The following is a 24,318-nucleotide window of genomic DNA, read 5'->3' on the forward strand; positions in this document are numbered from 1 at the left end:
CGCCCATAAAAAAACCGGCAAATGCCGGTTTTTTTATGGCTTATCACCAGTGTGTGGCACGTGTTACTTAGGCCATCGCGCGCGCATCACCGGTTTGCTTTAACAGAGTACGCAAAATCGCCTGACACTCTTTGCGGCTCATCAGCACCGGCACCGGATAGCCTGCCCCTTCCTTCACCGCATCCGCGGCAATGGCAGCAATATCCTCTTCACGCAGCGTATCCAACACATCAGGTACACCCAGGCGCGTATTCAAATCCGCCACCGCATCGATAAACTTCTCTGCCGCTTGGGCATCACCAGTGCTGGTATCGGCCACACCAATCAAGCGCCCCAACTCAGCCAGCGGTTTTTCGGATGCCTTGGCCATAAAGCGCAATACCTCTGGCATCACCAATGCGTTTGCCAAGCCGTGTGGCGTGCCGTAGTGGCGCCCTAACTGGTGAGCGATCGCGTGAACATTACCCACCCCGGCGTCGTTAATTGCCATGCCAGCGTAGTAGGCCGCTAACGCCATTTGCTCGCGCGCCTCGGCGTCGTTGCCGTCGCGGTAGGCGCGTGGCAGGTAGTCGAAAATCATTTTTACCGCCGCATAGCCGTAGCCATTGCTGCTTTCAGTGCCCCACAGGCTGATGTAGGTTTCCACCGCGTGGGTCAGCGCATCCATTCCCGTGGCGGCGGTAATCGGTGCGGGCATTCCCAGCAGCAGGTCAGCATCCAACGCCACCGCTTTGGGCAGCATTTTCGGGTCGGCCAAAAAGCACTTTTCATGACTCGCCGGGTCGGAAACCACCGCAGCAATCGTCGCCTCTGAACCGGTGCCCGAGGTGGTGGGCAATGCAAACAGGGGCAGCGGCATGGTCTTCACTTTGAAGTAGCCTTCCAGCTTGCGACCGTCGCGGCCATTGGTCGCCGCCGAGGCAATGGTCTTGGCGCAATCAATTGACGAGCCGCCACCAATCGCCAACACCGCATCGCATTTGTGCTGCTGTTGCAGTGCCAGGCCTTCATCAACCATTGCAAAAGTGGGGTCGGGAAGAATGCCATCATAAATTACGCACTCGACACCCTCTTCCTTCAATACATCAACGGCCTTACCGACAATGCCCAGCTCCACCAAAATTTTATCGCTGACAATTAACACGCGCTGCGCGCCTTGGCGGGCGATATGTCGACACAGCTGCGCCGTGCTTCCTTGACCATTGAAGGCCATATACGCGAGCGACGGCATCAACTTGAAGGGAATGGCGATCAACGCCAGATACGTGCGCTGTAGCAGGGTTCTAAAAAATTTACTCATCCTTAACTCCATAGCAGGACAGTGATTCTGTAATAGCCAGTTCGGTATACGTAGTGGCTACCGACCAGTGGATCATGCCTTATCAGGCAGTTTCGCCCTGATACTTAGGCACGATACTCGCGCGCAGTTCTTTTTTCAGTATTTTGCCGCTGGGGTTGCGTGGCAGCGCCGCCACATATTCGATCAGCTTCGGCGTTTTAAACCCGGCCAGTGAACTGCGACAGTGTTCAACCATCTCATCGACGGTGATCTCACCGTCTTCACCTGCCACCAGCACGGCCAGGGGAACCTCGCCCCATTTTTCGTCCGGCACACCAATCACCGCTGCATCGGCAATTTTCGGGTGAGACATCAATACATTTTCAACTTCCGCGGGGTAAATGTTTTCGCCCCCGGAAATAATCAAATCCTTCACACGGTCTTTAATAAACAGATAACCGTCTTCGTCCAGATACCCGGCGTCGCCGGTGTGCAGCCAGCCGTCCACCACGGTTTTTGCGGTGGCCTCTTCGCGCTTCCAATAGCCCTTCATCACCTGCGGGCCACGGCCGAGAATTTCGCCCACCTCGCCGGTAGGCAGCGTATTGCCCTTGTCATCGACAATACGCAACTCGGTGCCAAACACCGCGCGACCGCAGGAGCGCAGCAATTCAGGCTTGCCCTGCAGAGCACGCATGTGATCGTCGTTGGTGAGGAAGGTCAGTGCGGTGGTCGACTCCGTCTGGCCATAGCCCTGATAAAACTCGCAGTCGAAGACTTCCAAACAGCGCTTTAACAGATCCACCGAAATCGGCGACGCGCCGTAGTTAATCCAGCGCAGATTCGGGAATTCGTATTTCTCGATATCGGGAATGCAGGCCAAAGAGAACTGCAGCATCACCGGCACCACAGAAACATAGGTGATGTTCTCATTGGCCATGGTCTCGATCATGCCAATGGGGTCGTAGTCGCGGTGCAACACCAACTCGCAGCCGTAATACACCGCCATCAAGGCACCCACCAAACCCAGGGCATGGAAGGTAGGCGCGATAATTAAGGCGCGGTCACCGGCGCGCGGCGCGCGGCCAGTGGTCAGCGGCGCTTGAATGCTGTTACAGATCAAATTGCGGTGGGTCAGCAAAGTGCCCTTAGGTAAACCAGTGGTGCCGCTGGTGTACATTTGAAACAGCACATCATCGCCGCTCAGCGTCACCGCGTCCGGCGTCAGTGGTTCGCCCAGCCACTCGTTTAAGGGCACTGCGCCATCGACGTCACCCACAATAGAAACCTGCTCAACACCGGCCAGGTAGGAGCCGATCAATGGCGCAAATTCGCCGTCGACAAACAGCATGCGTACGTCGGCGTCTTCAGCAATAAAGCCAACCTCATCGGCGGTAAGGCGGTAGTTAATGCCAACCGGCACCACACCAGCTCGCGCGCAACCAAGAAAAACCAGGAAGTTGTCCAGGGAGTTTTTGCTGAGAATGGCCACTCGGTCACCCTTGGTGATGCCGCGCGCCTGCAAGCGCGCCGCGACGTGACCCATTTTCTGCCAGGCCTCGGCGTAGCTTAAATGGCTGTCCGCATCATTGCCGAAGGGCGCCTCGGGGCGCATTTTTGCCTGAAAAGCCAGGTACTCAACAAAACTATCAAACATGGATGTCTTCCTTATCGTTTTTATCAGAGGGCGCGCGCCCCGCTACGCAGCCTGCGGCCCGTAGCGCAGCGCCGCAAACCGCCGACGTTGCCAATCACTGTCACCGAACAGGGTGTCGATAACCATTAGTCGCTTTAAGTAGTCGCCAATGCTCAGCTCTTCCGTCACGCCCATACCGCCGTGAAGCTGCACCGCTTCCTCGGCGACTGCGCGGCCGTGTTTGCCGACCATGGCTTTCAGCGCCGCCGTATCACTGGCTGCCTGCGCTTCGCCACCACTGTGCGAACACAGCGCACGCACCAGTAGCGAACGGCATTGCTCAGTGGCCGTGTACATATCCACCATACGGTGTTGTAAAGCCTGGAATTTGCCGATGGGCTGGCCAAACTGCTTGCGGGTATTGCTGTATTCCACCGTTTCCTTCAGCAGCTTTTCCATCGCGCCAACCGCTTGAGCCGACACCGCGATAGTCGCTTCGGCAATCACCGTTTCGACCATCGCCAGGGCGGCATCGCCATCGCAGATCACGCTGTCGCTGGTGAGCTCCACCGCATCGAATTGAATATTTGCGACGCGCTGGCCGTCCATCAATTTGAAGGCATCGCGCTGTACGCCATTGCTTGTCGCGGGCACCGCAAACAGTGTGTAGGCGTCATCCAGCCACGCGGCCACAACCAGCACATCGGCGGCCGCGCCGTTGAGCACCAGCGTTTTACTGCCGCTCAGGCGATACCCGTCAGCACTGCGCTCAGCGCGGCAGTCCATGGCATCGAGCTGGTGGCGGCTACGACGCTCCTGATAGGCAAACGCGGCGTGGCAGCTGCCCGCCATAATTTCTTCCAGATAGCGGCCTTTTACTGCCGCGTTATTGCCGCGCGCAATCAACTGAGCGCCCAGCAGAATCGAACCCAGATAGGGCTCAACGGCAACGCTGCGGCCCATGGCTTCCATTAGCACAGAGGTATCCACCACCGAACCGCCAAAACCGCCTTCCGCTTCAGGCAGGGGCACGGTCAGCCAACCCAGCTCGGCGTAGTCCTGCCACACCTTGCCGGAAAAACCTGTCTCTTCAGCCAGGTACTGCCTGCGTTGGTCGGCGTCGTAACGCTCGGCCATGTATTTATCGATACTGTCTTTGAGCAGTTGCTGCTCAGCATTGAGTGAAAAATCCATAACGCCCTCCTACAGCCCCAGCCCAAATTTCGCGATGATATTTTTTTGTACTTCGTTACTGCCGCCGTAAATGGTGCAGGCCCGACCGTACATGTACTCCCGTCGCGCTTGGTCGCCGTAGTCATGGCCCAGCGATGACAAATCGGCATCGGCCGGCAGCACGCTGCCGTACAGCCCCGCCACATCAAAGAACAAATTCTGCACAGCCTGTTGCAGCTCCGTACCTTTGAGCTTGAGCAGGGACGACTCCATGCCCGGTGCGCCGCCATTGGCCACGGTGGCCAGCACGCGCAGTTCGGTGTATTCCAGCGCCATCAACTCCATTTCAATGTCGGCCATGCGCGCCTGAAACGTGGGGTTATTCAACAGCGGCTGGCCGTCGTCGTTCTCATCGGCCGCCAGCTTGCGCACGTTGTTCAGCACTTGTTTGCAGTAAGCGATACCAGACAGCGCGGTGCGCTCGTGGCTGAGCAGCGCCTTGGCATAGGTCCAGCCCTGATTCTCTTCACCGATGCGGTTTACCACTGGCACCCGCACGTTTTCAAAGCTGACTTCGTTTAAGTGATGCTCACCATCAATGGCAATAATCGGCGACACGGTGATGCCAGGCGTGCGCATATCAATCAGCAAGAAGCTGATGCCCTGCTGCGGCTTGCCGCTGTTGTCGGTGCGTACCAGCGCAAACATCCAATCGGCATACTGGGCGTAAGTGGTCCAGATTTTGGTGCCGTTGATCACATAGTCGTCGCCATCGCGTTCGGCGCGGGTTTGCAAACCGGCCAGGTCACTGCCCGCGCCCGGCTCGGAGTAGCCCTGACACCACCAGGTGTCGCCGTTGAGAATGCCGGGCAAGAATTGCTGCTTTTGCTCCTCGGTGCCAAAGGTGTAAATCACCGGCCCGACCATCTTCAAACCGAAGGGCGGCACATCCGGCGCGCCGGCTTCAGCCAGGGCGCTGTCGAAAATATATTTCTGGGTGTCGCTCCAACCACAGCCGCCGTGCTCAACCGGCCAGCCCGGCGCCACCCAACCCTTGTCGAAACGCTTTTTCTGCCACTCAATGGTCGCGGCTTTAAAGGTTTTGGGGTCGCGAATTCGCGCGGCCATATCGTCGTTAAAGTTGTCGCGCAAAAACGCCCGAACTTCCTCTTGGAAGGCGAGCTCTTCTGCAGAAAATGTCGCGTGCATAGCTTTCTCTCTATTATTGGCAGGCCACGCTGCATCCTGAATCTAGGCTATCAGCAGCGTACAGAAAGGGGTTAGTCCCCGGGCGCCGTTTGTTGGCAGCGGCCGACCCGGGGCAATCAGACTTACCGCGGCTGCATGCGAATGCCGCCGTCCATACGGATCACTTCAGCATTGAGGTAGTCGTTGTCGATAATGTGCATCGCTAAGCTGGCAATTTCCTCGGGCTGACCGAGGCGCTTGGGGTTAAGTACCGACTGCGCCAACGACTGGCGCGCTTCTTCAGGCAAAGACGCCAACAGCGGTGTGTCGATCAAGCCCGGAGCAATGGTGTTAACACGAATGCCATAGCTCGCCAGGTCGCGAGCGATCGGCAGGGTCATGCCAACAACACCGCCTTTACTGGCGCTGTAGGCAGCCTGACCAATTTGGCCGTCGAAGGCGGCAACCGATGCGGTGTTGATAATCACACCGCGGCCACCAAATTCATCAATGGGGTCTTGCTTGGCCATGGCCTCAGCCGCCAAACGCAGCACATTGAACGAGCCCACCAGGTTAATGTCGATCACACGCTTAAACTGATCCAGCGGGAAGGCGCCCTGCTTGCCCACTGTTTTAATGGCGTTGCCAATACCGGCGAAATTGCAGCAGATGTGAATCGCGCCGAAGGCCTCCAAACAGGCCTTCACCGCCGCTTCCACAGAGGCTTCGTCCGCCACATTGGTGGCAACAAACAGCGCTTTGTCACTACCCAGCTGCTCAGCCAGGGCCTGACCGAGGGCTTCGTTCATATCCAGAATGGCGACCTTGCCGCCCGCTGCCACAATCGACTCTACCGTTGCTTTACCCAAACCCGATGCACCGCCGGTGACCAGGGCAACTTTTCCGTTTACATCCATCTTTCTACTCCTAAACGTTATGAGTGAAACCGCGCCTAGGCGCGGTCAACAAAGGGAACGAAGCTGTCGGCGAATACATCGCGGGCAATAATCAGCTTCATAATTTCTGAGGTACCGGCAAAAATGCGGGTAATACGCGCGTCGCAGTACATACGGGAGATCGGATACTCGTCCATGTAACCCGCACCACCATGCAGCTGCACGCCCTCATCAACCATGCGGCACAGCAACTCACTGGTATACAGCTTGGCTTTGGCGGCATCTTCTGCGGTTAACCGGCCACGGTTATGTACGGCAACACACTGGTCGACATAGGCCTGAGCCACGTCCAACTCGGTGCGCAGTTCGGCCATTTTGAACTGGGTGTTCTGCATTTTTGACAGCGGCTTACCAAACACCTTGCGCTGCTCACAGAATTCACGCGTCACTTCAAACGCCTTCTGCGCTGAAGACAAAAAGCCGCAGGCGCCAATCAAACGCTCTTCAGCCAGACCTTCCATCAGGTAAATAAAGCCCATGGTTGGGTCGCCCAGTACGTTCTCTTTGGGAATACGCACTTCATTGAAGAACAGTTCGGCAGTGTCCTGCGCCTTCATGCCCATCTTCTTCAAATTGCGGCCGCGCTCGAAGCCTTCCATGCCGCGCTCCACCAAAAACAGGCCCATCGCGTGGGGGTTGTTTTCCGGATCGGTCTTGGCCGCTACGATCACCACGTCGGAATTAATCCCGTTAGTGATATACGTTTTGTTACCACTCAGCAGCCAGTGGTCGCCCATGTCTTTAGCCACGGCGCGCATACCCGCAAGGTCGGAACCGGCGTCGGGCTCGGTCATCGCCACTGCCAGAATCAATTCGCCACTCACACAGCGCGGCAAAAAGCGCGCCTTTTGTTCTTCACTGCCAAAGCGGTCGATATAGGGGCCAACCAAACGGCTGTGTAGGGTATTCGCCCAGTCACCGGCGTAAACGTTGGCGGTTTCTTCAATAATGATCTGCTCAAAACGGAAGTCGCGGTCGCCCATGCCGCCGTACTGCTCGTCGGGCCAAACCATCAAAAAGCCCTGTTCACCGGCCTTTTTAAATACCTCCCGGTCAACAATGCCCTGCTCGCGCCAGGCATCCACATTCGGGGCCACTTCCTGTTCCAGGAATTTGCGGTAGGCCGAACGAAACATTTGCTGCTCTTCTGTAAAATCTCTGGGAAGCATGGTTCTTCTCTCGTTATTCAAACGGCGCGCTCGCGCCGAGGTTTGTTTTTCCTGCCAGAGCCGAGGCTCGGCACTGCGTGTCGACGCACAGCATCGCCTCGCCGCCCCCAAAGCGGCAATGATTGACCGTGACAACCACTTGACATTTTCTTACAAAAAACGGGAATCCCCCGCCCACTGGCGCGCATCGACCACCGCCGTCGCCTGCCGACTAGACCCTAAAAAACGCCTGCCCTACTGTGTCTGCCAAGATGTGCCGCACTGCGGCTAGCCACAACGAGGAACACCATGAACAGCACCAGCGTTGACTACCAAGACTACCCGCGCCAACCCAATCGCAAGCTGACGCATATTCCCGGTGACAGCGGCCTGCCCCTGTTCGGCCAGACCTTCAGTTTTTTGAAGAACTACAAAGCGCTCACCGAAATGCGCTACCGCAAATACGGCAAAATTTCGCGCGGCAATACCCTGTTCCAACACAGCCTGACCCTGCTCGGCCCGGAAGCGAACGAACTGGTACTGAAAAACAGCGACGGCCAGTTCTCCAGCATGCTGGCCTGGAACCCATTACTGGACAGACTCTTCCCCAACGGGCTGATGCTGAAAGACGCCGAGGCCCACCGCTACGACCGTAAAATTTTGCAAGGTGCTTTTAAGAAGGCATCGATCGAAGGCTATTTGCACACCATGAGCCCGCACCTGGAGCGCGGCCTGAAAGAATGGCCCAACGGCAAAGAGTTCCACTTTCAACACGCCGTAAAACAGCTGCTGCTGGAAGTGGCTGCCGAGGTGTTTTTAGGTGTGGAAATGGGCGAAGAAGCCAGCGGTGTGAATACCGCCTTCGTGGACACCATGCTTGCCTCAATGGCGGTATTAAAGCTCCCCATCCCCGGCACGCTTTGGCACCGCGGCCTGACCGGCCGCAAGCATTTAGAAGACTTTGTGATGGCGCATATCGGCGATAAGCGCAAACACGAAGGCCGGGATATTTTCTCGCAGATCTGCCACGCCACCGATGAAGACGGCAACTACTTCTCCGACGAGGCGGTGCGCGACCATATTATTTTCCTGCTATTTGCTGCCCACGACACCACAACCAGCACCCTGTGCTCCATTGTTTACGCACTGGCAAAGAACCCCGAGTGGCAGCAGCGACTACGCGAGGAATACGCAGCTATCGGCAAAGACCAGCTCGACTACGACGACCTGAATAAACTCGACGACAGTAAGCTGGTGTTTAAAGAAGCCCTGCGCATGTACCCACCCGTGCCGGCCATTCCGCGCCGCACCCTGAAAGACATGGACATTTTTGGCTACCACGTGCCCAAAAACACCGCGGTGGCCATCTCGCCGCTACTCACCCATTACATGGAAGAGTATTGGAGCAACCCCAACGACTTCGACCCCGAACGCTTTTCCAAAGAACGCGCCGAAGACAAAAAGCACTTCTTCCAATGGGTACCCTTTGGCGGCGGCGCTCACAAATGCCTGGGCCTGAACTTTGCCGAAGTACAAACCAAACTGTTCCTGTTCCACCTGCTGCGCCGCTATAACATTAAGGTGAAAGACGGCTATGAAATGCCCCGCAGCTGGGTGCCGCTAATCTTCCCTGCCGACGGCTTGCCCGTGAGTTTTGAGCCAATCTAAAACTGCTAGAAAAACCGTCGAACGGCGGCCCACGTAAATGGGCCGTCGTTTTTATTTTCAGTGGATACTTATGTCTGAAAATATACCGCTCTCGCGATGCGCGAACGTCCTGCGTGCCTTCAGGCCCAGCACCGCCGTGGGCCGTTAAACAGCACAACGATGAGTAAGTAGGCCACCACACAACATAACTGCACGAGAAAACCACCATGCCCGCTCCTTACTTCCCCGAATGCGAAAGCTCAGACTGGCAAACCATGCCAATGGTAGAAGGCACCTCCTTCGACAGTCACCTCGGCGCATTTGAATTTCGTAAACTCGGCGACAACAGCGCCCAGGCGCGCTTTGGCTGCGACGACAGCAGCCAGAACATTCAGCACGGAATACACGGTGGCTACCTCGCCGCCCGCGCCGAACAAGTGTTTTATCTGCCTCTCTATACAGAGCGCTGCGTAGCACTGGGCCGTGTTGTCACCATCGATTTCAGTATGCAGTTTTTACAGGGCGGCAAGCTCGGGCAAGACATAGTCGCCGATGTAGAGCTACTTCAGGAAACCGGCCGCATGGGCTTTACGCGCGGCACGCTCAGCCAGGCAGGAAAGATACTGTGCAGCTTTAGCGCCACACTACGAAAGTTGCCGGCTTAAGGGTTAATCGGCAAGAAAGCGGTAGTGGAACGAAATGGTGTAAGCGGAGCAAACGCTACTTCCACCCCTGCCGCCAGTTATCCGTATTCTTCAACACCGTCCAGTCAATCGACTCGGTGCGCTTGGACATCACCGCTTCGATCACACAGTCCACCACCACGCCCGCTTCGATCACACAGTCCACCACCACGCCCTCTTCATCAAACTCCACCTCCGTCACCATAAAGTGCTTTTCTTTGTTAACCGGCTGTACCGCCGTCCACTTGCTGTGGAGGAGTTTTTTGGGATGGATGGGGTTCATGGTGAAACTTGCTCCTTTGCGGCTCATAGTACGAAGGCCACGAGATTGTAAGGCTGTAGGAACTTAGCAGATATACGCACCCTCGGCGGTTCCCGGCGCTCTCCGGCGTCGGCTTGCCTTGCCTTGCCTTGCCTTGTTAAATACCTCACTGCTACCATACGCATAATCTATACGCATAATCTATACGCATAATGCATGCAGGAGGTTCTGTAATGCGCGAGATATTTGATAAGAAGGCCCCTAAAAAGGCCACAAACCTTAGTATAAACAGTAGCTTACTTGCCGAAGCAAGGAGCTTAAAGGTAAACCTTTCTGCTACCCTTGAGCGAGCACTGGAAGAGGAAGTCAGAGCAAGCAAACGCAGAAAATGGCACGAAGACAACAAACAGGCCATCGAGAACTGCAATCGCCTTGCGGAAAGCGGGCTCTTTGCTGACAAACATCGGGGCTTCTAATGAAGCAATTCGACCTGTACGAGAATCCAGATTCTGACAGCCACGCAACCTACCCTTTTTTCGTGGATGTACAAACCGACCTACTCGACGATCTCAATAGCCGCGTCGTTATACCGATTTCCCCGGTACAGGATGCAAAAACATTTCCCAAAAACCTGTGCCCAGTTGTAGAGATTGGGAACGAACAATACGCCCTTCTTACCCATCAAATTACGACGGTGTCTGCCTCATTTCTCACTCGAAAAGAGGGCTCGTTGCTACTTAATCGAGCAGACATTATTTCAGCGCTCGATTTCCTCCTGACGGGCATTTAACGCCAGCAATAACCGGCGCCCTGACATGGGCGTCCGACGGCCGCTAAGCGCTTACATAATTATCTAACGCCTAACGCATCCCGATGCGTTTCTATGAATCGGAATCGGCCTGCTTTTGATCCTTCAGATACTGTTCCCACTTTTAAGGAAGTCGTTCTCCTTCTTCAGAGCCGCTACCTCCTTCCTCAACCTGGCCAGCTCTTCACCGCGGGTCTCGTCGGGCCTAGGCTCAGCTTCGGATGGGTCTCTTTGGGGTGGCTACAAACTTGCCTTCACGGTACTCCTGCAGCCAACAATAAACCATCACCGGGTGCAGGCCCGATATCTCCGCGATCTGTATCGCATCTGCATCGAGCCTTTCATTTAACTCCACTACTTTGATTTTAAAATCAACCGCGTATTCAATAACGCGTTCTTTGCTATGAATCTTTGCCATACTTGCCTACCTCCAGGTTGAGATAGGCGTCTACTAATTAGGGGGAGGTTCCGCGTCCGTTTGAGTAACTTATTATCTCACTGCTCTATAAACTCAATCACTTTTTCTATTCGTCTATCAATTTTATTATTCGATAAAAAACCGTATACGCTATCTTCATAATGAGGAGCGATTACATAGTAAGTCTCACTTGATTTTTCAACTTTAACTTGAATAATATCTTCCTTAACAAGTCGCTGAAAAAAAGCACGATTGATAGATTTAATCCGAGTAGACATCTTTATGTAATCAAGTTTTTTATCAGTAAAGGCACCTCGATGAAAAAAGCTATTTAGGAAGTTCCTCAATTCATTTTCAATTAGAGCGCGATCTTTTTCAGATCTTTCTTCTGCTCCCGCAATTACAAGCTCTAAATCGCCAAGGCGACAGGAGTTAAACTCCCCATTAGTAAAGCTTTTTGAGGGATTCTCGTTATAACATGATTCAAAAAAGCAATTACTAATTTTCGTTGACTCAAATTTTGATTTAGAAAAACTTTTATACCCAACAAATCTAGAATCAACAATGTTGATTCCAACTAAATCAAGTGGTGTGCTGTCTCCGTAGATGGCCAAATTTTTGAAAACAGAACTACTTTCAAAAATGTGTGTTAACAAACTTGTAAACTGTTCTTTTGAGTTATTACATTTGCTGCTTATCGAACACAGTTTGACTAGAAAAGCTATAGCTCTATATTTACTGTCATTGTTTGACATTACATCTGATGCAGATATTTCAGACTTTAAATCTGAAATTATACACCTAGCACCCTCTAGCAAACTTTCTTGTCTCTCTGAATAGTACTGAGCTGTACTAGACATAACCTCATTCTCACCATAAGCATTTTTTGCTATAAGTTTAATAAAGTCATCATTTGATGACTTAGCATTTATTGAATTTATTATGTACAGAGATTTAAAGTAGTCAGCTATAAAATCGTACTTGAAACGGCATAAATCCCCATCGATAGCTAGTAATGGATTGCGTAGCATTTTAGTGAAAAGCTCATCGTTATTATCACCGCCAAAAATACTTACTATATCCTCAAAGTCAGATTTTAAAAAATGATCTTTGTGTGTTGATGATATTTCTAGAAAGATTTCTAGTACATCTTCAACTGGAATTTCAATTTTCTGCCTTTGCCATTCTCTTCTTAAAACTGAATATACTAAATAGTCAGTAATATCTTCATTACTTTCATAATTCTTACCATCAAAAGATAACTCTATATTCACTTCATCATCTGAAGAGTCTTCAGCTAACGAAGATAGCAAATCTACTACAAATGGCAAAATTCTCTGTTTTTCATCTGATTTTAGTAGAGGTTTAATATTCGAAAGGACTTTTTGTTTCAAAGCCTCTGGCTGAGGTAAATTTCTAAACCTACGCGCTAAATAACTTTCACATGCAGATTCATCAAATCCTAATAATTGGTATTTATCAAGATGTTCGTATTTCTCCATTAACTCAAAATCGAATACATCATTTCGTGACGTAATTACAATTTTACAAGAAGCTAATTGGCGATTTAGGTCTTCAATTGACTTCAAGAAGGCATCAAGATCAAGAGTCTCAGGAAATAAAGATATAATTTCATCCATTCCATCAATAACAAGCACTAATCGCCCCGTTATCAAAGCAACTTCAAAAGTAGCCTTATCATATATTAATTGAGCACTACCTTGGGCTGAAATAACTTGGGAATATAACTCATACAAATCATATACTGATTCAATTTTACTTTTATCGACCCCATCTACTTGAGAACTTTCACGTAATTCCTCAGACTGGATAAATACTGAAATAGCATTTTCCGGGTTCTGATACTCGCTTGCTATATATTGACACAGCGTTGTCTTTCCCGTCCCCCCTGGAGCAATAATAACTTTGGCAGAAGTTTGAATATCTTTGTTAAGCTCCTCTTTTAAGAAATCAAAAGCTGGCCCCTTGGAAATAGATTCTTCATCTAACGTAAGCAAGGGCTGGTCAATGAAGAATTTTTGTTTATATATTCTCGATGGAACTTTAGCATCATCCTCTATGCAATAGTCCCAAATATAATCTGAAAATGTAATTTCATCTATTGCAAATCTACAATCATTTTCAGCTAGAAGTTTACCTATATAGCCTTTATCGCCCTTTTTAGAACGTAATATTGTCAAACGGCTTATATATATTTTTTTATCCTTAATAAGGTTACATAGCCTTTCAATAGTCGGCTTTAAAACAATATTATCAAATAGAAATAAATAGTGATTTACCGCTGGAGACTTGGTTTCCCACAATTCGAACTTAATTCGATTACCAGCTGAAAAATCAGTCGTTTCGTTGCGATCAAAAACCAAGCTTCTTTTCTTATGATTAATTTTCAAGAAATCATCTATTTTTGTAAGATCTTTGTGTATTGGTTTTTGGGTTATAGAACGTTTTTTTGTGGGTCTAGCCGCTTTAGAATTGCCACTTATATGATTTATCAAATCCATGAATGAAGCTTCATAATTGGATTCATTCCTGAAATCTATATGAAATTTTTCTTTCAAATAATTAGGTAATTCACTCCCCTTACGTAAGACCGGGATTATATTACTTTTGCCTTGAGATAGTGATTCTTCCCAGTGGCGAGCTGATGACATTTTTGTTTCTATCCCAACCCCTCCAAGTCGCTCATTCGCTTTTTTTACGTACTGTGGAGTGACCAGCATGATTATAATATCATTATCAAAAACACCTTTTTCCATGAAGTGGTTTTTGTCTTCAAATGAGTCTAAATCATACTGATCGAGAGTAATATGTAATTCAAAGTACTCTTCTAATTCATTTGCTAATTTTAATACCCATTCTTTATGACTTTCAGAGTCCCAGCTATAGCTGATAAATATTTTTTTTATTTCCATTCTTACACTCTATATAGAGTACTCCGTTTAATTGAGATAACGACCACAAGAGGGACCAAACGTAGTGTAGCCAATTTGCGGTAAAGTTTGCGCAGCAAACCGCAAATTGGCGGAGCGTAGCTTGGTCCCTTGCTTGTGCTTGTTAGCTGACGGGTTCAAGTTTAAGCGCTTCTTGATATTGAAGTTCTGGTATTTCCTTTACTGCGATATTGCCATTTGCAAACTTCTTTAACTTAGCGTCGTGGCTATATAATACTTCAGCATTACGTGTAATAGCTGTTGCAACAATCATGCAATCTGCTTTTAATTCCTGTCTTGTTGCTTGCATTTCTTTTTGCAACTTCGCAACAAGACCGGATTCGTGTTTTTCTCGCCACAGGCGAGCAAACAATGCTGCAGCCTTCGCATCATATGATGGCAAATCGAAGCCACTCTCTAACAAGTTAACCACCATAGCGTGATGCATAGGTTCAATTGCTGTGAGCAGTTCCCCAACTACAATTGATGGCACCATTATTGTGGTTTTATTAGACTTACACCATTCAATAAATGCTTTGGTTCGATGAATCATAACTTCTTGACCATCTTCGGCACGCTCCCTAATGCCCCATATGAGTATATGAGTATCAACACAAACCAACTTCATTACTCATCACCCCCGCCATTACGGAGATCGGCTACGAAGGCAGAAACATCCTTTATGCCAGAAAATGCATCTCCAATCATGCCCGAAAGCTCACCTAGAACTTGTGTTGGGTCAATGTTTGGAAACTCTTTTACGGTATGAATTTTGAATTCATCAAGCTCTAACGTTTTTGACTCCCATTTTGCAGTGCCTTCAAATTTTGCCAATGAATAGAGCTTGTGCCCCAATTCTTTAGCAATATCTTCTGGCACTTCACAATACAGCGTACTGCCATCCATTAGCTCTATCATCGCTTTTGGTGTTTTACCACCAACTCGAATTACCTTACCCAAAATTTCGGTTTGCCCATAAATATACGTAGGGCTAGGTATTACCGTGTTTGGTGAAATTATCGTGATTTCTTTGTTACTACCCGAGCCAATAATTGCATCGCACGAATGGCGCTTAGAGAATGATGAAACAACCTTCAGGGAGTTCATGCTTTGGTGGGTGAGTGATTCGAAATCACCACGCTCGACTGCCTCCGCTGCTGTCACGAAAGCTGATACAACCGCAGCCGCAAATGTAGTTTTGAATTTTAGACCAATACTTTCATCTTCAATGGCATAGAAACCGACGATGATATCTTCCTTTGAAAGATCAGGGTTATGTTTTAACGCTTCAGCCATCGCCATCTCCTCGACAGACTCGAGGATCTCAGCAATTTCTCTTGACCGTATGAGGCCAGGCTTTATGCCTTCACCCCTTAATCTTATTTTTAATTCTTCATCCATAATGAATCTCGATGATAGTATTCAGCTAACAGTTGTATATCGCGCACGCTCGGTTTGCCCGAGCACCACTCGGCCGTCCAATGGCACAAGGCATTGAATCTATTAATAAACCAACGCATTCGCGCAAATTCGGGGGCTGGAATAACGCGCATGCGCGTTTATCTTGAAGGCGGGGTGTCATAGCTCTTGCCCGTATTTCCTTATATGGCTGTTTTGCCGCGCGTTTTTGAAAATCGCTCAGGATTAACGCGCATTCCTTGCTGGAAATACGAGCATAAAGGCTTGGCGCACAAAAAACTATAGGCGGTGTGAATAGGTGGTTTGCCAGCAGACAACGGCGCAAGCGCTGCGCTTTATTGCCAATGCTGGAAACAGAAAGGCCCTCGAAAGAGGGCCTGTTAGATGGTTTACACGCGGGAGGTTTAGAAGCGCAGTACGCCTTCCACGGCGACGCTGCGTGGCGCGTCGGTAGAGGCAAAGTGAGCGCCTACAAACAGCGGAACGTCGTTACCGTGTGAGGTGGTAATTTCGTTGGTGAGGTTTTTACCCAGCAGGGCCAGCTCCCAACCCTGGGCGAAGCTCATCAGCGACAGGCGACTGTTGATTTTATAGAAGGCGTCTTGCTTGTCGGCTTCGTCGCGGTCCTGGGTGGTGTAGTACTCCTCGGTGTAGTTCAGGTCCAGCTGGAAGCGCATTTCCATGCTGTCGCCAATAGGCCGAACATATTGCCCGGTAAGGCTTGCGGTGACTTCCGGCGCGTAGTCAGTGCCCTCGCCAGAGAGGTCCTGGCGGCAGTCGGGGTTCCCAGCGCGAAAGGCGGCATCGGTTTGCACGGCGGTACAGGGGCCGTCTTCGAAGGAGGTGAAATAGGAGTCCAGCCACGCTGCCGACGCGCCAATGGTCAGCCGCTCGCTCAGGGCCATGCGGAAGTCCGCCTCTACCCCTTGGGTGATCGACTCAGCGGCGTTGCCCACCACATAGCCGGTCAGGGTAAAGTTACTTACCTGGCGATTTGCAAACTCGGTGTAGAACGCCGCGGCGTTGAAGGTAGCGGCACCGTCAAACAAGGTGGTTTTTACCCCTAGCTCGAAGGTGTCGGCTTCTTCGTCTTCATAGGTGAAGGCGTCCTGACTGGAGGTGGTGTCGCTGGCGTTAAAGCCGCCGTCTTTAAAGCCTTTGGCGTAGCGGAAGTAGCTCATAACATCTTCAGTGGCGTACCACTGCAGGTTAAAGGCCGGTGAGACGTTTTCCACGCTGCGCTCGTTTTCGATATCGTGGTTTTCGGAGTTGTTCAGTGCGCCAGCGATCACCGCGTAAAGTGGATTGATGGCCCGCTCTTTGGACCGGAAGCGCGCAACATCCAGGTACTTAGTGGCTTCTTTTTGGTCTTCACCCCAGCGCAGGCCCAGTGTGGCACTTAGCGTGTCGGTGATGTTCCAGGTGGCCTGACCAAATACCGCCAGGCTGTCGGTGGTTTGTTCAAACTCGGTAAAGGTCGCTAACTGGGTGGGCAGCGATAGGCCCAGTAGCGAGCTGGGAATCCCCACGGCGTCGAAGTCCAGGTTCAGCCACAGCGTGCTGGTCAGGTCTTGGGTGTGGGCGTAAATACCGCCGATGTAGTCGATGCGCTCACCCACAGTACCCGCGATGCGAAACTCCTGACTGATTTGGGTGAAGTCTTCGGTGTTTTCGGTGCCGATAAATTCCAGGTCGGTAAAGTCGGCGTCCAAATTAAAGAAGAAATCGAAGTGGGAGTAACCGGTGATGCTGGTTAGGGTCACGGTGTCAGTGAGTGCATACTCCAGCGTAAACACAGCGGCTTCGCTGTTATTCTGGGTGAAGGCCGGTTGCCAGTCGAACTGCTTGTCGGACTTGCGGCGGTCAAACTTGCCATCTTCGCGCGGGTCGATTTCATCTTCCAGGTTGAAGGACAACAGGGGCAGTGGCAGGTTTATCGGCAAGTTGATGGGCAGTGAAATATTCGACTGGTACAGGTTAAAGGTACCGGTGTTGTCGGTGAGCTGGAAGGTGGTGCCCTGAATACCGAAGTCGGATTTTTCCAGCTTGAGGTTTACATCCAGCTTGTCGGTGGCATCCCAGCGCAGGGCCAGGCGCAGCGAGTCTTCGGCGCGCTGGGCTTCGTCGCGGTCGAGAATAAAGTTGTCGACATAGCCGTCTTCTTCCAGGCGTTTGTAGGCCGCACGCGCTGAGAAGTTACCCCCTAGCGGCGTATTCAGAATGGCGGTCACTTCCCGCGCGCCGATCTCGGGGTTGTATTGGTAGGCAATTTCGCCGCCCAACTCGTCGTTGGGGCGGCTGGTGCTGATGTTCACCGCACCGGCGATGGTGTTCTTACCAAACAGGGTGCCCTGCGGGCCCTTGAGCACTTCAACCAGTGCAATATCGAGGAAAGGCGCTTGGAACTGCTGGCCGCGACCGGCGTAGATGCCGTCGATAAACATCCCTACCGACTGTTCAAAGCCGCGGTTGTCACCCGAGCCAACCCCGCGAATATAGATGGCGTTACCCTGACCGGTAACTGCCATTTTAAAATTGGGTACATAGGCCGTGAGCTCTTCGATACGCTGCAAGCCGGCATCACGAATTTTGGCGCCATCTACTGCGGCAACGGCAATGGGAACATCTTGCAGGCTCTGCTGTTGTTTCTGGGCGGTGACAATCACTTCTTCGAGCTGGGCGCGAGGTTTACCTTCAGCCGCGAACCCGGCGGCTGGCAGCACGGCCAAGGCCAACGCGGTAGTGCACCATCGTCTGGGGTGTACCATAGCAATTCCTTATTAGTGTTATTCGCCAGCATAGTGACGCAAACAGGCACAAGGAAGATTGTTCAACGGTGCCGGATGTGTCGCGGCGCGACACATCCGTTATCCGCTGGCGGTATCAAGAAAACCCCATCGGAATTGCGCAGCGCCCCATTGCAGGTGCGCTGAGGCGATGCCTACCCTGCTAGAAGCGCACAACGCCTTCCAGGGCCAGGCTGCGCGGGGGATCGGTGGCGGCAAAGTGGGCGCCAACAAACAGGGGAACATCGTTGCCCGCCGGGCGCGTCATTTCGTTGGTGAGGTTTTTGCCGACCAACGCCAGCTCCCAGCCCTGATTGAAGTGTGCCAACGACAAGCGGCTGTTTATTTTGTAGTAGGCCTCCTGCATATCGGCGGCGTCGCGGTCTTGGGTGTAGAAGAATTCATCGCTGAAATTCACATCCACCTGCAGGCGCAGCTCCATGCTGTCACCAATTGGTTGCAGATACTGACTGGTGAGGCTGCCGGTGTATTCCGGCGCGTAATCGGTGCCCTGGCCACTGAGGTCCTGGCGGCAATCCTTATTGCCCTGCTCCGACGCCGTGCGAGTTTGCTCGGCGGTACAGGGGCCGTCGGGGAAGGCGGTGAAATACGAGTCCAGCCATGCCACAGAGGCGCCAACAAGCAGCCGCTCGGTAAGCGCCCAGCGCATATCCGCTTCAAAGCCCTGGGTAATGGACTCGGCGGCATTGCCCACCACGTAGCCTGTCAGCGTAAAGTTACTGACCTGGCGTTCCATAAACTCGGTATAAAACAGCGCCGCGTTCACGGTCATGGCGCCGTCGAGCAAGGTGGTTTTGATGCCCAGCTCGTAGGTGTCGGCCTCTTCGTCCTCGTAGGCAAAGGCGTCCTGACTGGCGGTAGTGTCGTTGGCGTTAAAGCCGCCATCTTTAAAGCCTTTGGCGTAGCGGAAATAGCTCATCACATCTTCATTGGCATACCACTGCAGATTGAAGGCCGGTGAAACATTGTCGACTTTGCGGGCGTTTTTTATGTCGTGGTTCTCCGAGTTATTGAGCGCACCAGCCAACACCGCATAAACGGGATTGGGGGTACGCTCCTTGCTGCGGAACTCGGCAATATCCAAATACTTGTGGGCCTGCTTCTCATCCTGCCCCCAGCGCAAGCCCAAGGTCGCACTCAGCGACTCGGTAATCGCCCAGGTGGCCTGACCAAATACCGCCACGCTGTCGGTGTCTTGCTGGTATTCGGTAAACGTGGCGAGTTGGCTGGGTAGGGAAATGGTGGTGCCCGGCAGCGAAATGGAACTGGGTACCCCCAGTGCCTGGAAGTCCAGGTTTAGCCAAAGCGTGCTGGTAAGCTGCTGCTTGTGGGCGTACACGCCGCCGATAAAGTCGATGTTGTCGCCGATACTGCCCGCCAGACGAAACTCCTGGCTGAGCTGGCTGAAGTCTTCGGTGTTTTCGGTGCCGATGAACTGCAGGTCGGTGAAGTCGGCGTCGAGGTTAAATCGAAAATCAAACTGGGAATAGCCGCTGACGCTGGTAAGCGTGAGGGTTTCACTCAGGGCGTATTCCACCGTGAATACGGCGGATTCACTGTTATTTTGGGTAACTGCCGGTTGCCAGTCGAACTGACGGTCTGACTTGCGGCGGTCCAGGCGGCCGTCTTCGCGCGGGTCAATTTCGTCTTCAAGGTTTACCGAGTACAGCGGCACGGGCAGTGACACAGGCGGCGTGACGGGCAAGCCGAAATTCGACTGGTACAGCGAAAAGGTGCCGGTGTTATCCACCAACTGGTGGGTGGTGCCCACTTGGCCAAAATCCGACTGCTCCAGTTTGAGGTTGATGTCGAGATCTTCGCTGGCGCGCCAGCGCAGGCCCAGGCGCAGCACATCTTCGGCGCGCTCGGTTTCATCCTGGTCGAGAATAAAATTATTCACATAGCCGTCTTCGGTTAAACGCTTATACGCTGCCCGCACGGCAAAGGCATCGCCCAGCGGCACATTAACGGTGGCAGTGACTTCTTCTGCGCCAATTTCCGGATTGTGCTGGGCGCTGAATTCGCCGGAGAAGGCATCACTGGGTTTGGCGGTACTGATGTTGACCGCCCCGGCGATGGTGTTTTTGCCAAACAAGGTGCCCTGCGGTCCTTTTAGTACTTCCACTAAGGCAATATCGAGGAACGGCGACTGGAACTGCTGACCGCGCCCGGCGTAGATGCCGTCGATAAACATGCCCACCGATTGCTCAAAGCCGCGATTGTCGCCCGAGCCCACACCGCGAATGTACACCGCATTGCCCTGCCCGGTGACCGCCATTTTAAAATTGGGCACATAGGCGGTGAGCTCTTCAATGCGCTGAATACCGGCATCGCGAATTTTAGCGCCATCGACGGCGGCCACGGCTATTGGCACATCCTGCAAACTTTGCTGCTGCTTCTGAGCGGTGACCATCACCTCTTCCAACTGCGGCCGCGATTTGCTGTCCTCAGCCAGCGCCGCAGCGGGTAATACGGCCAGCGCCAGCGCACCGATACAGCATTTGCGAACTCCCATAGTCACTCCTTATTTGTATTATTTTGGTATGGAGGATCAGTGGCCTTAATGAGTAAGGCCGTAAATTGCGTTACAACTTTTCGTTATCAGTTATTTATTTGCCAGCCACCGCCTATTCACCACTGGCGACGGGAGGTAAGGCCTCGATAGGTATCACCGGCAGCACCACACTGGAGGGCCGGTCGGCGTCGCTGTATACAGTCATCACTCCCGCTAGCTGGTCGACAAGGTCTAGCACTGGCGGGATGCCGCGCGGGAAGTCACTGGCACCGACGGAGATGCGCAGCGCGTGCCCGCGTTTAATCACCGCGCTGGTTGAAAATATCTCCACATTGATGGCCACCACCTCGTTCATTGCTAGGGGCTGACGGCTCTCGGCGGTATATAGGTGCCAGGGCTGAATCATATTGCCGGCAACATAGCGCGACTGGTTAGGGTCCACCGCCCGCGCCGACGCCGTAAGCAAACCACTGGTCAGTTGCCGCGATACGCCGTCGGGGGAGACATCGCTCACCCTCACCACTACGCCGGCATCCAGTGCGGTGGTCGAGATCCACAAATCGGCCTGAATGGGGCCGTTAATAAAATAGTCCTCCTCCATCGGCGCACTGGTGTAGGTGACTTCCAGGACCTCATTGATTCGGTTGTCGTCGTAGCAGGAAGAGGGAAGCAAACCGAGAATACCCGCCGACCACTGGGCCGTGCTATCTGAGCAGATACCGGCAAAGGGTTGCTGTAAGACAACCTTGCTCCCCTCATCAGCGGCAGCGCCCTGCTGGCTTAGGCTGCCATCGCCACGCAAATACCAGCGCTCACTTTGCAACTGTGGGTGTGGCCAGTCTGGCAACGTTACATAGCGCTCTTCGCCATAGAGATATTGGGTGACGGCGGGCATGTCTTCTGCCCCGTTGTTCATGCCCTTCAGGTAGTGGTCGAACCAGGCCAGCGCAATATCGTCACCGTGGGGAATGCCATCGACCGGCAGCCCCTCTAACTGTGAGCCCTGCAAATGATCCCAGGGGCCGATAAGCAGTTTGGCATTGGTGTTGTCCTTTAGCCCTTCATAGGCCATTGGTTCGCTGCGCTGAAAAATATCACGCAAGCCGCCGACCACGAAGGTGGGCACTTTCACCTTGTCGATATGAGTCAGGGGCGAGCGCACGCGCCAAAATTCGCTGTCGTAAGCGGTTTCATCACTGCCGGTAAGGCCACCGATCAAGGTTGTTGCCTGAAATTCCGTCACCGCGTTGGCGGTGTGTTCGGCAAACACGCTGAGCAGTTGCTCGGGGTCCTGGAAACTTTCCTGCGCGGGAATTAATGACAAACCGGTTACCAGACCCAGCCATGCGGGCACAAAGGCACCGTTGATCTGACCACCGGCAAAGGTGATATCGCGATAAACATCCCCCGGCGGCACGATTGCAAACAAGGCTTTGTGTGCCGGGTGGTTGTGCTGCGCAGTAAGCAGCTGCGTGATGGCCATAAACGATGGCCCCCAGGTACCCACGTTGCCGTCTGACCAGGGTTGCTTGGCTACCCAGTCCATTACTTCCAGGTAGTCGGCCTGCTCAACCGGCCCCCAGGCTTCCCACACGCCTTCAGAATTTCCGGTGCCGCGCACGTCAACATACACCTGCGCGTAGCCGCGTTGAACAAAATACGGGTTGGCAGCCGTTACACCACCGGTACTGCTGTTGTATCCGGTCTGTGTGAGAATCACCGGCAGCGGTATCTCGACAGGATTCCCCGCCTCATCGGCCGGTAAGGTGATATGGGCCGACAGACGAACGCCGTCGCGCATTTCGATAAATTCGCGGGGTAGGGTCACCATCGCGCTGAATTCCTGCGGACGCTCGTAGGGCTGCCACGCTCGTGTTTCTGCCGAACCGGTGTCATTGGCCGTGGTGGTTTGGCCGCTGCTTGAAGAGCCGCCGCAAGCCGTTAACATTGCACCGAGACAGATCAATAGCCCGGCCACTACTTGGTCACGCAAGCCCATCATGATGATTCTCCGCGTTGAGAGCGCGCCGGCCGATAATTGCCGGGCGGACTCTTATCTTGTTTATTATTGTTATTGATTCGCTGCGAGCGGGAGCTGTGCCTGAGTATCAATGCTAAAGCGAGCCGCTACACAGCGAGACAAGCCAGGCGCCTCGCCAGCATTATTATGATTATGTTGATCAATACTGACCCAAAACCCTGGCTGTGGATTGTCTGCCAATGACACGCAGTGTCCCACACCGCCAAATACACTATACGGCATATTTGTTACCTAGAAATCGGCAAACAAAAAAAATGCCGGGCTTAGCCGGCATATTTTGTATTAAGCGCTGAGCACTCGTCGCCAGAATTTATCTTTGAAGCGTTCCTGCGCGCGCTTGAGAAACAGCGAGGAGATCATGCCTTCAATCGTTTCAGCAACATCGCTGCGAATCGCCATTTGCTGCGCTTTGCTGGGCACTTTGCCTTTGTATTCGCTGAGGTCAACGGGGTCACCAAACTGAATAAAACAGCGCTGGGGTTTGGGCAACAGCGTACCGAACAAGCCAACCGGAATCGGCCCCATCAGATCGGTGCGGGAGTTTTCGTTTAACAAGCCAAATCGGGTGAGCAATTTACCCAACAGCGAGTTTGGCAGGTCGCGGCCTTCCATTAAGTGGCGATAAAACTCCTCCGGGCCCACTGCCGCCGTGGGAATAATGGTGTAGCCATGCTTAGCGGCCATGCGCACAAAGCCGGTGCGCTCTTTCCACTGCAGGGTGTATTTTTGGTCGGCGGGTTTGGTGGCCTCGTGGGCACCGCCGGGAAATACCAAAATATCCTGGCCGCCTTCCATCAGCGCACTGCACACCTCTGGGTGGCCGATGACCGCGCCCTGATTGAGCAAGAACTGCTCATTGACGCTGTTCCACATCCATTTGTCGCTTAAGGCGCGCAAAAAGCGGCCATGCTCTGCCAGCATCGGCAGGCCGAGAATCGGACCATCGACCGCGTAAATGGAATGGTTAGCGACAAACAGGCAGGGCTTGTCTGGCAGTTTGTCGGCATCGAGAAACGTCGGGGAAAACAGGTATTTGAGCAGTTTATATACCCAGTCCCGCGCGGGGTGGGTGGGCGGTTCAACCGCCATTACGCGCTCGATGTAGCGCTGCATATCTTCGCCCTCGTAGGGCACATAATCCTTGTCGTTGATACTCATAACGCTATGTCATGCCTTTTTCGGTTGTAGTTCGCCCCGCCCTCGTGACGGGTCGTACGCTTACGCAATAACTCCATGTATCGTTGCGCAACGCACCAAGAATACCGAGACACCGCAGCAACATCGACGTTTTATTCGTCAACAAATACGCACTTGGCGAAATTCGTGTCGGAAAAGTGGGCGGCAAAAAAAAAGCACTGCAAATGCAGTGCTTTCTTCGGAATTTGAT

At 52.6% G+C, this 24,318-nt stretch carries 19 protein-coding genes; 4 read left to right on the forward strand and 15 right to left on the reverse strand.

Going from position 1 to position 24,318, the window contains the following annotated elements:
• Positions 1-67: 67 nt before the first annotated feature.
• The 6 genes from B3K78_RS14525 to B3K78_RS14550 all read right to left on the reverse strand — a co-directional run bounded on the left by B3K78_RS14525 (position 68) and on the right by B3K78_RS14550 (position 7,401).
• On the reverse strand, positions 68-1,300 hold the full coding sequence (locus B3K78_RS14525; RefSeq protein ID WP_286696000.1) for an iron-containing alcohol dehydrogenase: 1,233 nt from the start codon (positions 1,298-1,300) through the stop codon (positions 68-70).
• Between the two features lie 82 nt (positions 1,301-1,382).
• Complete coding sequence (locus B3K78_RS14530; protein WP_286696001.1) at positions 1,383-2,936, reverse strand: long-chain-fatty-acid--CoA ligase; 1,554 nt, start codon at positions 2,934-2,936, stop codon at positions 1,383-1,385.
• Between the two features lie 42 nt (positions 2,937-2,978).
• Entirely contained in the window at positions 2,979-4,109 is a 1,131-nt protein-coding gene (locus tag B3K78_RS14535; RefSeq protein WP_286696002.1) for an acyl-CoA dehydrogenase family protein, read from the reverse strand.
• Positions 4,110-4,118: 9 nt separating this feature from the next.
• Positions 4,119-5,297: an acyl-CoA dehydrogenase family protein gene (locus B3K78_RS14540; RefSeq protein ID WP_204996768.1), complete on the reverse strand. Its 1,179-nt coding sequence runs from the start codon at positions 5,295-5,297 to the stop codon at positions 4,119-4,121.
• A gap of 122 nt (positions 5,298-5,419) precedes the next feature.
• On the reverse strand, positions 5,420-6,193 hold the full coding sequence (locus B3K78_RS14545; RefSeq protein WP_286696003.1) for a 3-hydroxyacyl-CoA dehydrogenase: 774 nt from the start codon (positions 6,191-6,193) through the stop codon (positions 5,420-5,422).
• A 35-nt stretch (positions 6,194-6,228) separates the two neighbouring features.
• Positions 6,229-7,401, reverse strand: coding sequence for an acyl-CoA dehydrogenase family protein (locus B3K78_RS14550; protein WP_286696004.1), 1,173 nt, complete (start codon positions 7,399-7,401; stop codon positions 6,229-6,231).
• Between the two features lie 288 nt (positions 7,402-7,689).
• On the opposite strand from B3K78_RS14550, the gene B3K78_RS14555 reads away from it, so the two are divergent.
• Both B3K78_RS14555 and B3K78_RS14560 read left to right on the forward strand, forming a co-directional pair.
• Positions 7,690-9,048, forward strand: a complete 1,359-nt coding sequence (locus tag B3K78_RS14555) for a cytochrome P450 (protein WP_286696005.1) — start codon at positions 7,690-7,692, stop codon at positions 9,046-9,048.
• Between the two features lie 206 nt (positions 9,049-9,254).
• Positions 9,255-9,692, forward strand: a complete 438-nt coding sequence (locus B3K78_RS14560) for a PaaI family thioesterase (protein ID WP_286696006.1) — start codon at positions 9,255-9,257, stop codon at positions 9,690-9,692.
• A 55-nt stretch (positions 9,693-9,747) separates the two neighbouring features.
• Here B3K78_RS14560 and B3K78_RS14565 read toward each other — a convergent pair whose 3' ends face one another.
• On the reverse strand, positions 9,748-9,993 hold the full coding sequence (locus B3K78_RS14565; protein WP_286696007.1) for a TIGR02450 family Trp-rich protein: 246 nt from the start codon (positions 9,991-9,993) through the stop codon (positions 9,748-9,750).
• A gap of 212 nt (positions 9,994-10,205) precedes the next feature.
• Here B3K78_RS14565 and B3K78_RS14570 point away from each other — a divergent pair, with 212 nt between their 5' ends.
• Both B3K78_RS14570 and B3K78_RS14575 read left to right on the forward strand, forming a co-directional pair.
• Positions 10,206-10,448 (forward strand): type II toxin-antitoxin system CcdA family antitoxin, encoded by a 243-nt coding sequence (locus B3K78_RS14570; RefSeq protein WP_286696008.1) that lies wholly within the window; start codon positions 10,206-10,208, stop codon positions 10,446-10,448.
• The gene (locus B3K78_RS14575; RefSeq protein WP_286696009.1) at positions 10,448-10,762 is read left to right on the forward strand and encodes a CcdB family protein; all 315 of its coding nucleotides are present in this window, start codon (positions 10,448-10,450) and stop codon (positions 10,760-10,762) included. The genes B3K78_RS14570 and B3K78_RS14575 overlap by 1 nt, the downstream gene beginning before the upstream one ends.
• 229 nt (positions 10,763-10,991) lie before the next feature.
• Here the strand turns inward: B3K78_RS14575 and B3K78_RS14580 are convergent, their stop codons facing one another.
• The 8 genes from B3K78_RS14580 to B3K78_RS14615 form a co-directional block, all read right to left on the reverse strand.
• Complete coding sequence (locus B3K78_RS14580) at positions 10,992-11,198, reverse strand: hypothetical protein (RefSeq protein WP_286696010.1); 207 nt, start codon at positions 11,196-11,198, stop codon at positions 10,992-10,994.
• 77 nt (positions 11,199-11,275) lie between these two features.
• Positions 11,276-14,131 carry a TIR domain-containing protein gene (locus tag B3K78_RS14585; protein ID WP_286696011.1) on the reverse strand — a complete coding sequence of 952 codons (2,856 nt, stop codon included), beginning with the start codon at positions 14,129-14,131 and terminating at the stop codon, positions 11,276-11,278.
• Between the two features lie 142 nt (positions 14,132-14,273).
• Complete coding sequence (locus B3K78_RS14590) at positions 14,274-14,777, reverse strand: type II toxin-antitoxin system VapC family toxin (RefSeq protein WP_286696012.1); 504 nt, start codon at positions 14,775-14,777, stop codon at positions 14,274-14,276.
• On the reverse strand, positions 14,777-15,550 hold the full coding sequence (locus tag B3K78_RS14595) for a hypothetical protein (protein WP_286696013.1): 774 nt from the start codon (positions 15,548-15,550) through the stop codon (positions 14,777-14,779). Before B3K78_RS14595 ends, B3K78_RS14590 begins: the two co-directional genes overlap by 1 nt.
• A 422-nt stretch (positions 15,551-15,972) precedes the next feature.
• Complete coding sequence (locus B3K78_RS14600; protein ID WP_286696014.1) at positions 15,973-18,336, reverse strand: TonB-dependent receptor; 2,364 nt, start codon at positions 18,334-18,336, stop codon at positions 15,973-15,975.
• Between the two features lie 181 nt (positions 18,337-18,517).
• Positions 18,518-20,890, reverse strand: a complete 2,373-nt coding sequence (locus tag B3K78_RS14605; protein ID WP_286696015.1) for a TonB-dependent receptor — start codon at positions 20,888-20,890, stop codon at positions 18,518-18,520.
• A gap of 112 nt (positions 20,891-21,002) precedes the next feature.
• Entirely contained in the window at positions 21,003-22,892 is a 1,890-nt protein-coding gene (locus B3K78_RS14610) for a CocE/NonD family hydrolase (protein WP_286696016.1), read from the reverse strand.
• A 321-nt stretch (positions 22,893-23,213) separates the two neighbouring features.
• Complete coding sequence (locus tag B3K78_RS14615; protein WP_286696017.1) at positions 23,214-24,089, reverse strand: lysophospholipid acyltransferase family protein; 876 nt, start codon at positions 24,087-24,089, stop codon at positions 23,214-23,216.
• Between the last annotated feature and the right edge of the window lie 229 nt (positions 24,090-24,318).

It is taken from the genome of Spongiibacter sp. UBA1325 (genome assembly GCF_002306875.1).
GTDB classification, from domain to species: domain Bacteria; phylum Pseudomonadota; class Gammaproteobacteria; order Pseudomonadales; family Spongiibacteraceae; genus Spongiibacter; species Spongiibacter marinus.

Coding starts and splice junctions, on each gene's coding strand:
- B3K78_RS14525 (WP_286696000.1), bottom strand. CDS start 1,300: ATGAGTAAATTTTTTAGAACCCTGCTACAGCGCACGTATCTGGCGTTG.
- B3K78_RS14530 (WP_286696001.1), bottom strand. CDS start 2,936: ATGTTTGATAGTTTTGTTGAGTACCTGGCTTTTCAGGCAAAAATGCGC.
- B3K78_RS14535 (WP_286696002.1), bottom strand. CDS start 4,109: ATGGATTTTTCACTCAATGCTGAGCAGCAACTGCTCAAAGACAGTATC.
- B3K78_RS14540 (WP_204996768.1), bottom strand. CDS start 5,297: ATGCACGCGACATTTTCTGCAGAAGAGCTCGCCTTCCAAGAGGAAGTT.
- B3K78_RS14545 (WP_286696003.1), bottom strand. CDS start 6,193: ATGGATGTAAACGGAAAAGTTGCCCTGGTCACCGGCGGTGCATCGGGT.
- B3K78_RS14550 (WP_286696004.1), bottom strand. CDS start 7,401: ATGCTTCCCAGAGATTTTACAGAAGAGCAGCAAATGTTTCGTTCGGCC.
- B3K78_RS14555 (WP_286696005.1), top strand. CDS start 7,690: ATGAACAGCACCAGCGTTGACTACCAAGACTACCCGCGCCAACCCAAT.
- B3K78_RS14560 (WP_286696006.1), top strand. CDS start 9,255: ATGCCCGCTCCTTACTTCCCCGAATGCGAAAGCTCAGACTGGCAAACC.
- B3K78_RS14565 (WP_286696007.1), bottom strand. CDS start 9,993: ATGAACCCCATCCATCCCAAAAAACTCCTCCACAGCAAGTGGACGGCG.
- B3K78_RS14570 (WP_286696008.1), top strand. CDS start 10,206: ATGCGCGAGATATTTGATAAGAAGGCCCCTAAAAAGGCCACAAACCTT.
- B3K78_RS14575 (WP_286696009.1), top strand. CDS start 10,448: ATGAAGCAATTCGACCTGTACGAGAATCCAGATTCTGACAGCCACGCA.
- B3K78_RS14580 (WP_286696010.1), bottom strand. CDS start 11,198: ATGGCAAAGATTCATAGCAAAGAACGCGTTATTGAATACGCGGTTGAT.
- B3K78_RS14585 (WP_286696011.1), bottom strand. CDS start 14,131: ATGGAAATAAAAAAAATATTTATCAGCTATAGCTGGGACTCTGAAAGT.
- B3K78_RS14590 (WP_286696012.1), bottom strand. CDS start 14,777: ATGAAGTTGGTTTGTGTTGATACTCATATACTCATATGGGGCATTAGG.
- B3K78_RS14595 (WP_286696013.1), bottom strand. CDS start 15,550: ATGGATGAAGAATTAAAAATAAGATTAAGGGGTGAAGGCATAAAGCCT.
- B3K78_RS14600 (WP_286696014.1), bottom strand. CDS start 18,336: ATGGTACACCCCAGACGATGGTGCACTACCGCGTTGGCCTTGGCCGTG.
- B3K78_RS14605 (WP_286696015.1), bottom strand. CDS start 20,890: ATGGGAGTTCGCAAATGCTGTATCGGTGCGCTGGCGCTGGCCGTATTA.
- B3K78_RS14610 (WP_286696016.1), bottom strand. CDS start 22,892: ATGATGGGCTTGCGTGACCAAGTAGTGGCCGGGCTATTGATCTGTCTC.
- B3K78_RS14615 (WP_286696017.1), bottom strand. CDS start 24,089: ATGAGTATCAACGACAAGGATTATGTGCCCTACGAGGGCGAAGATATG.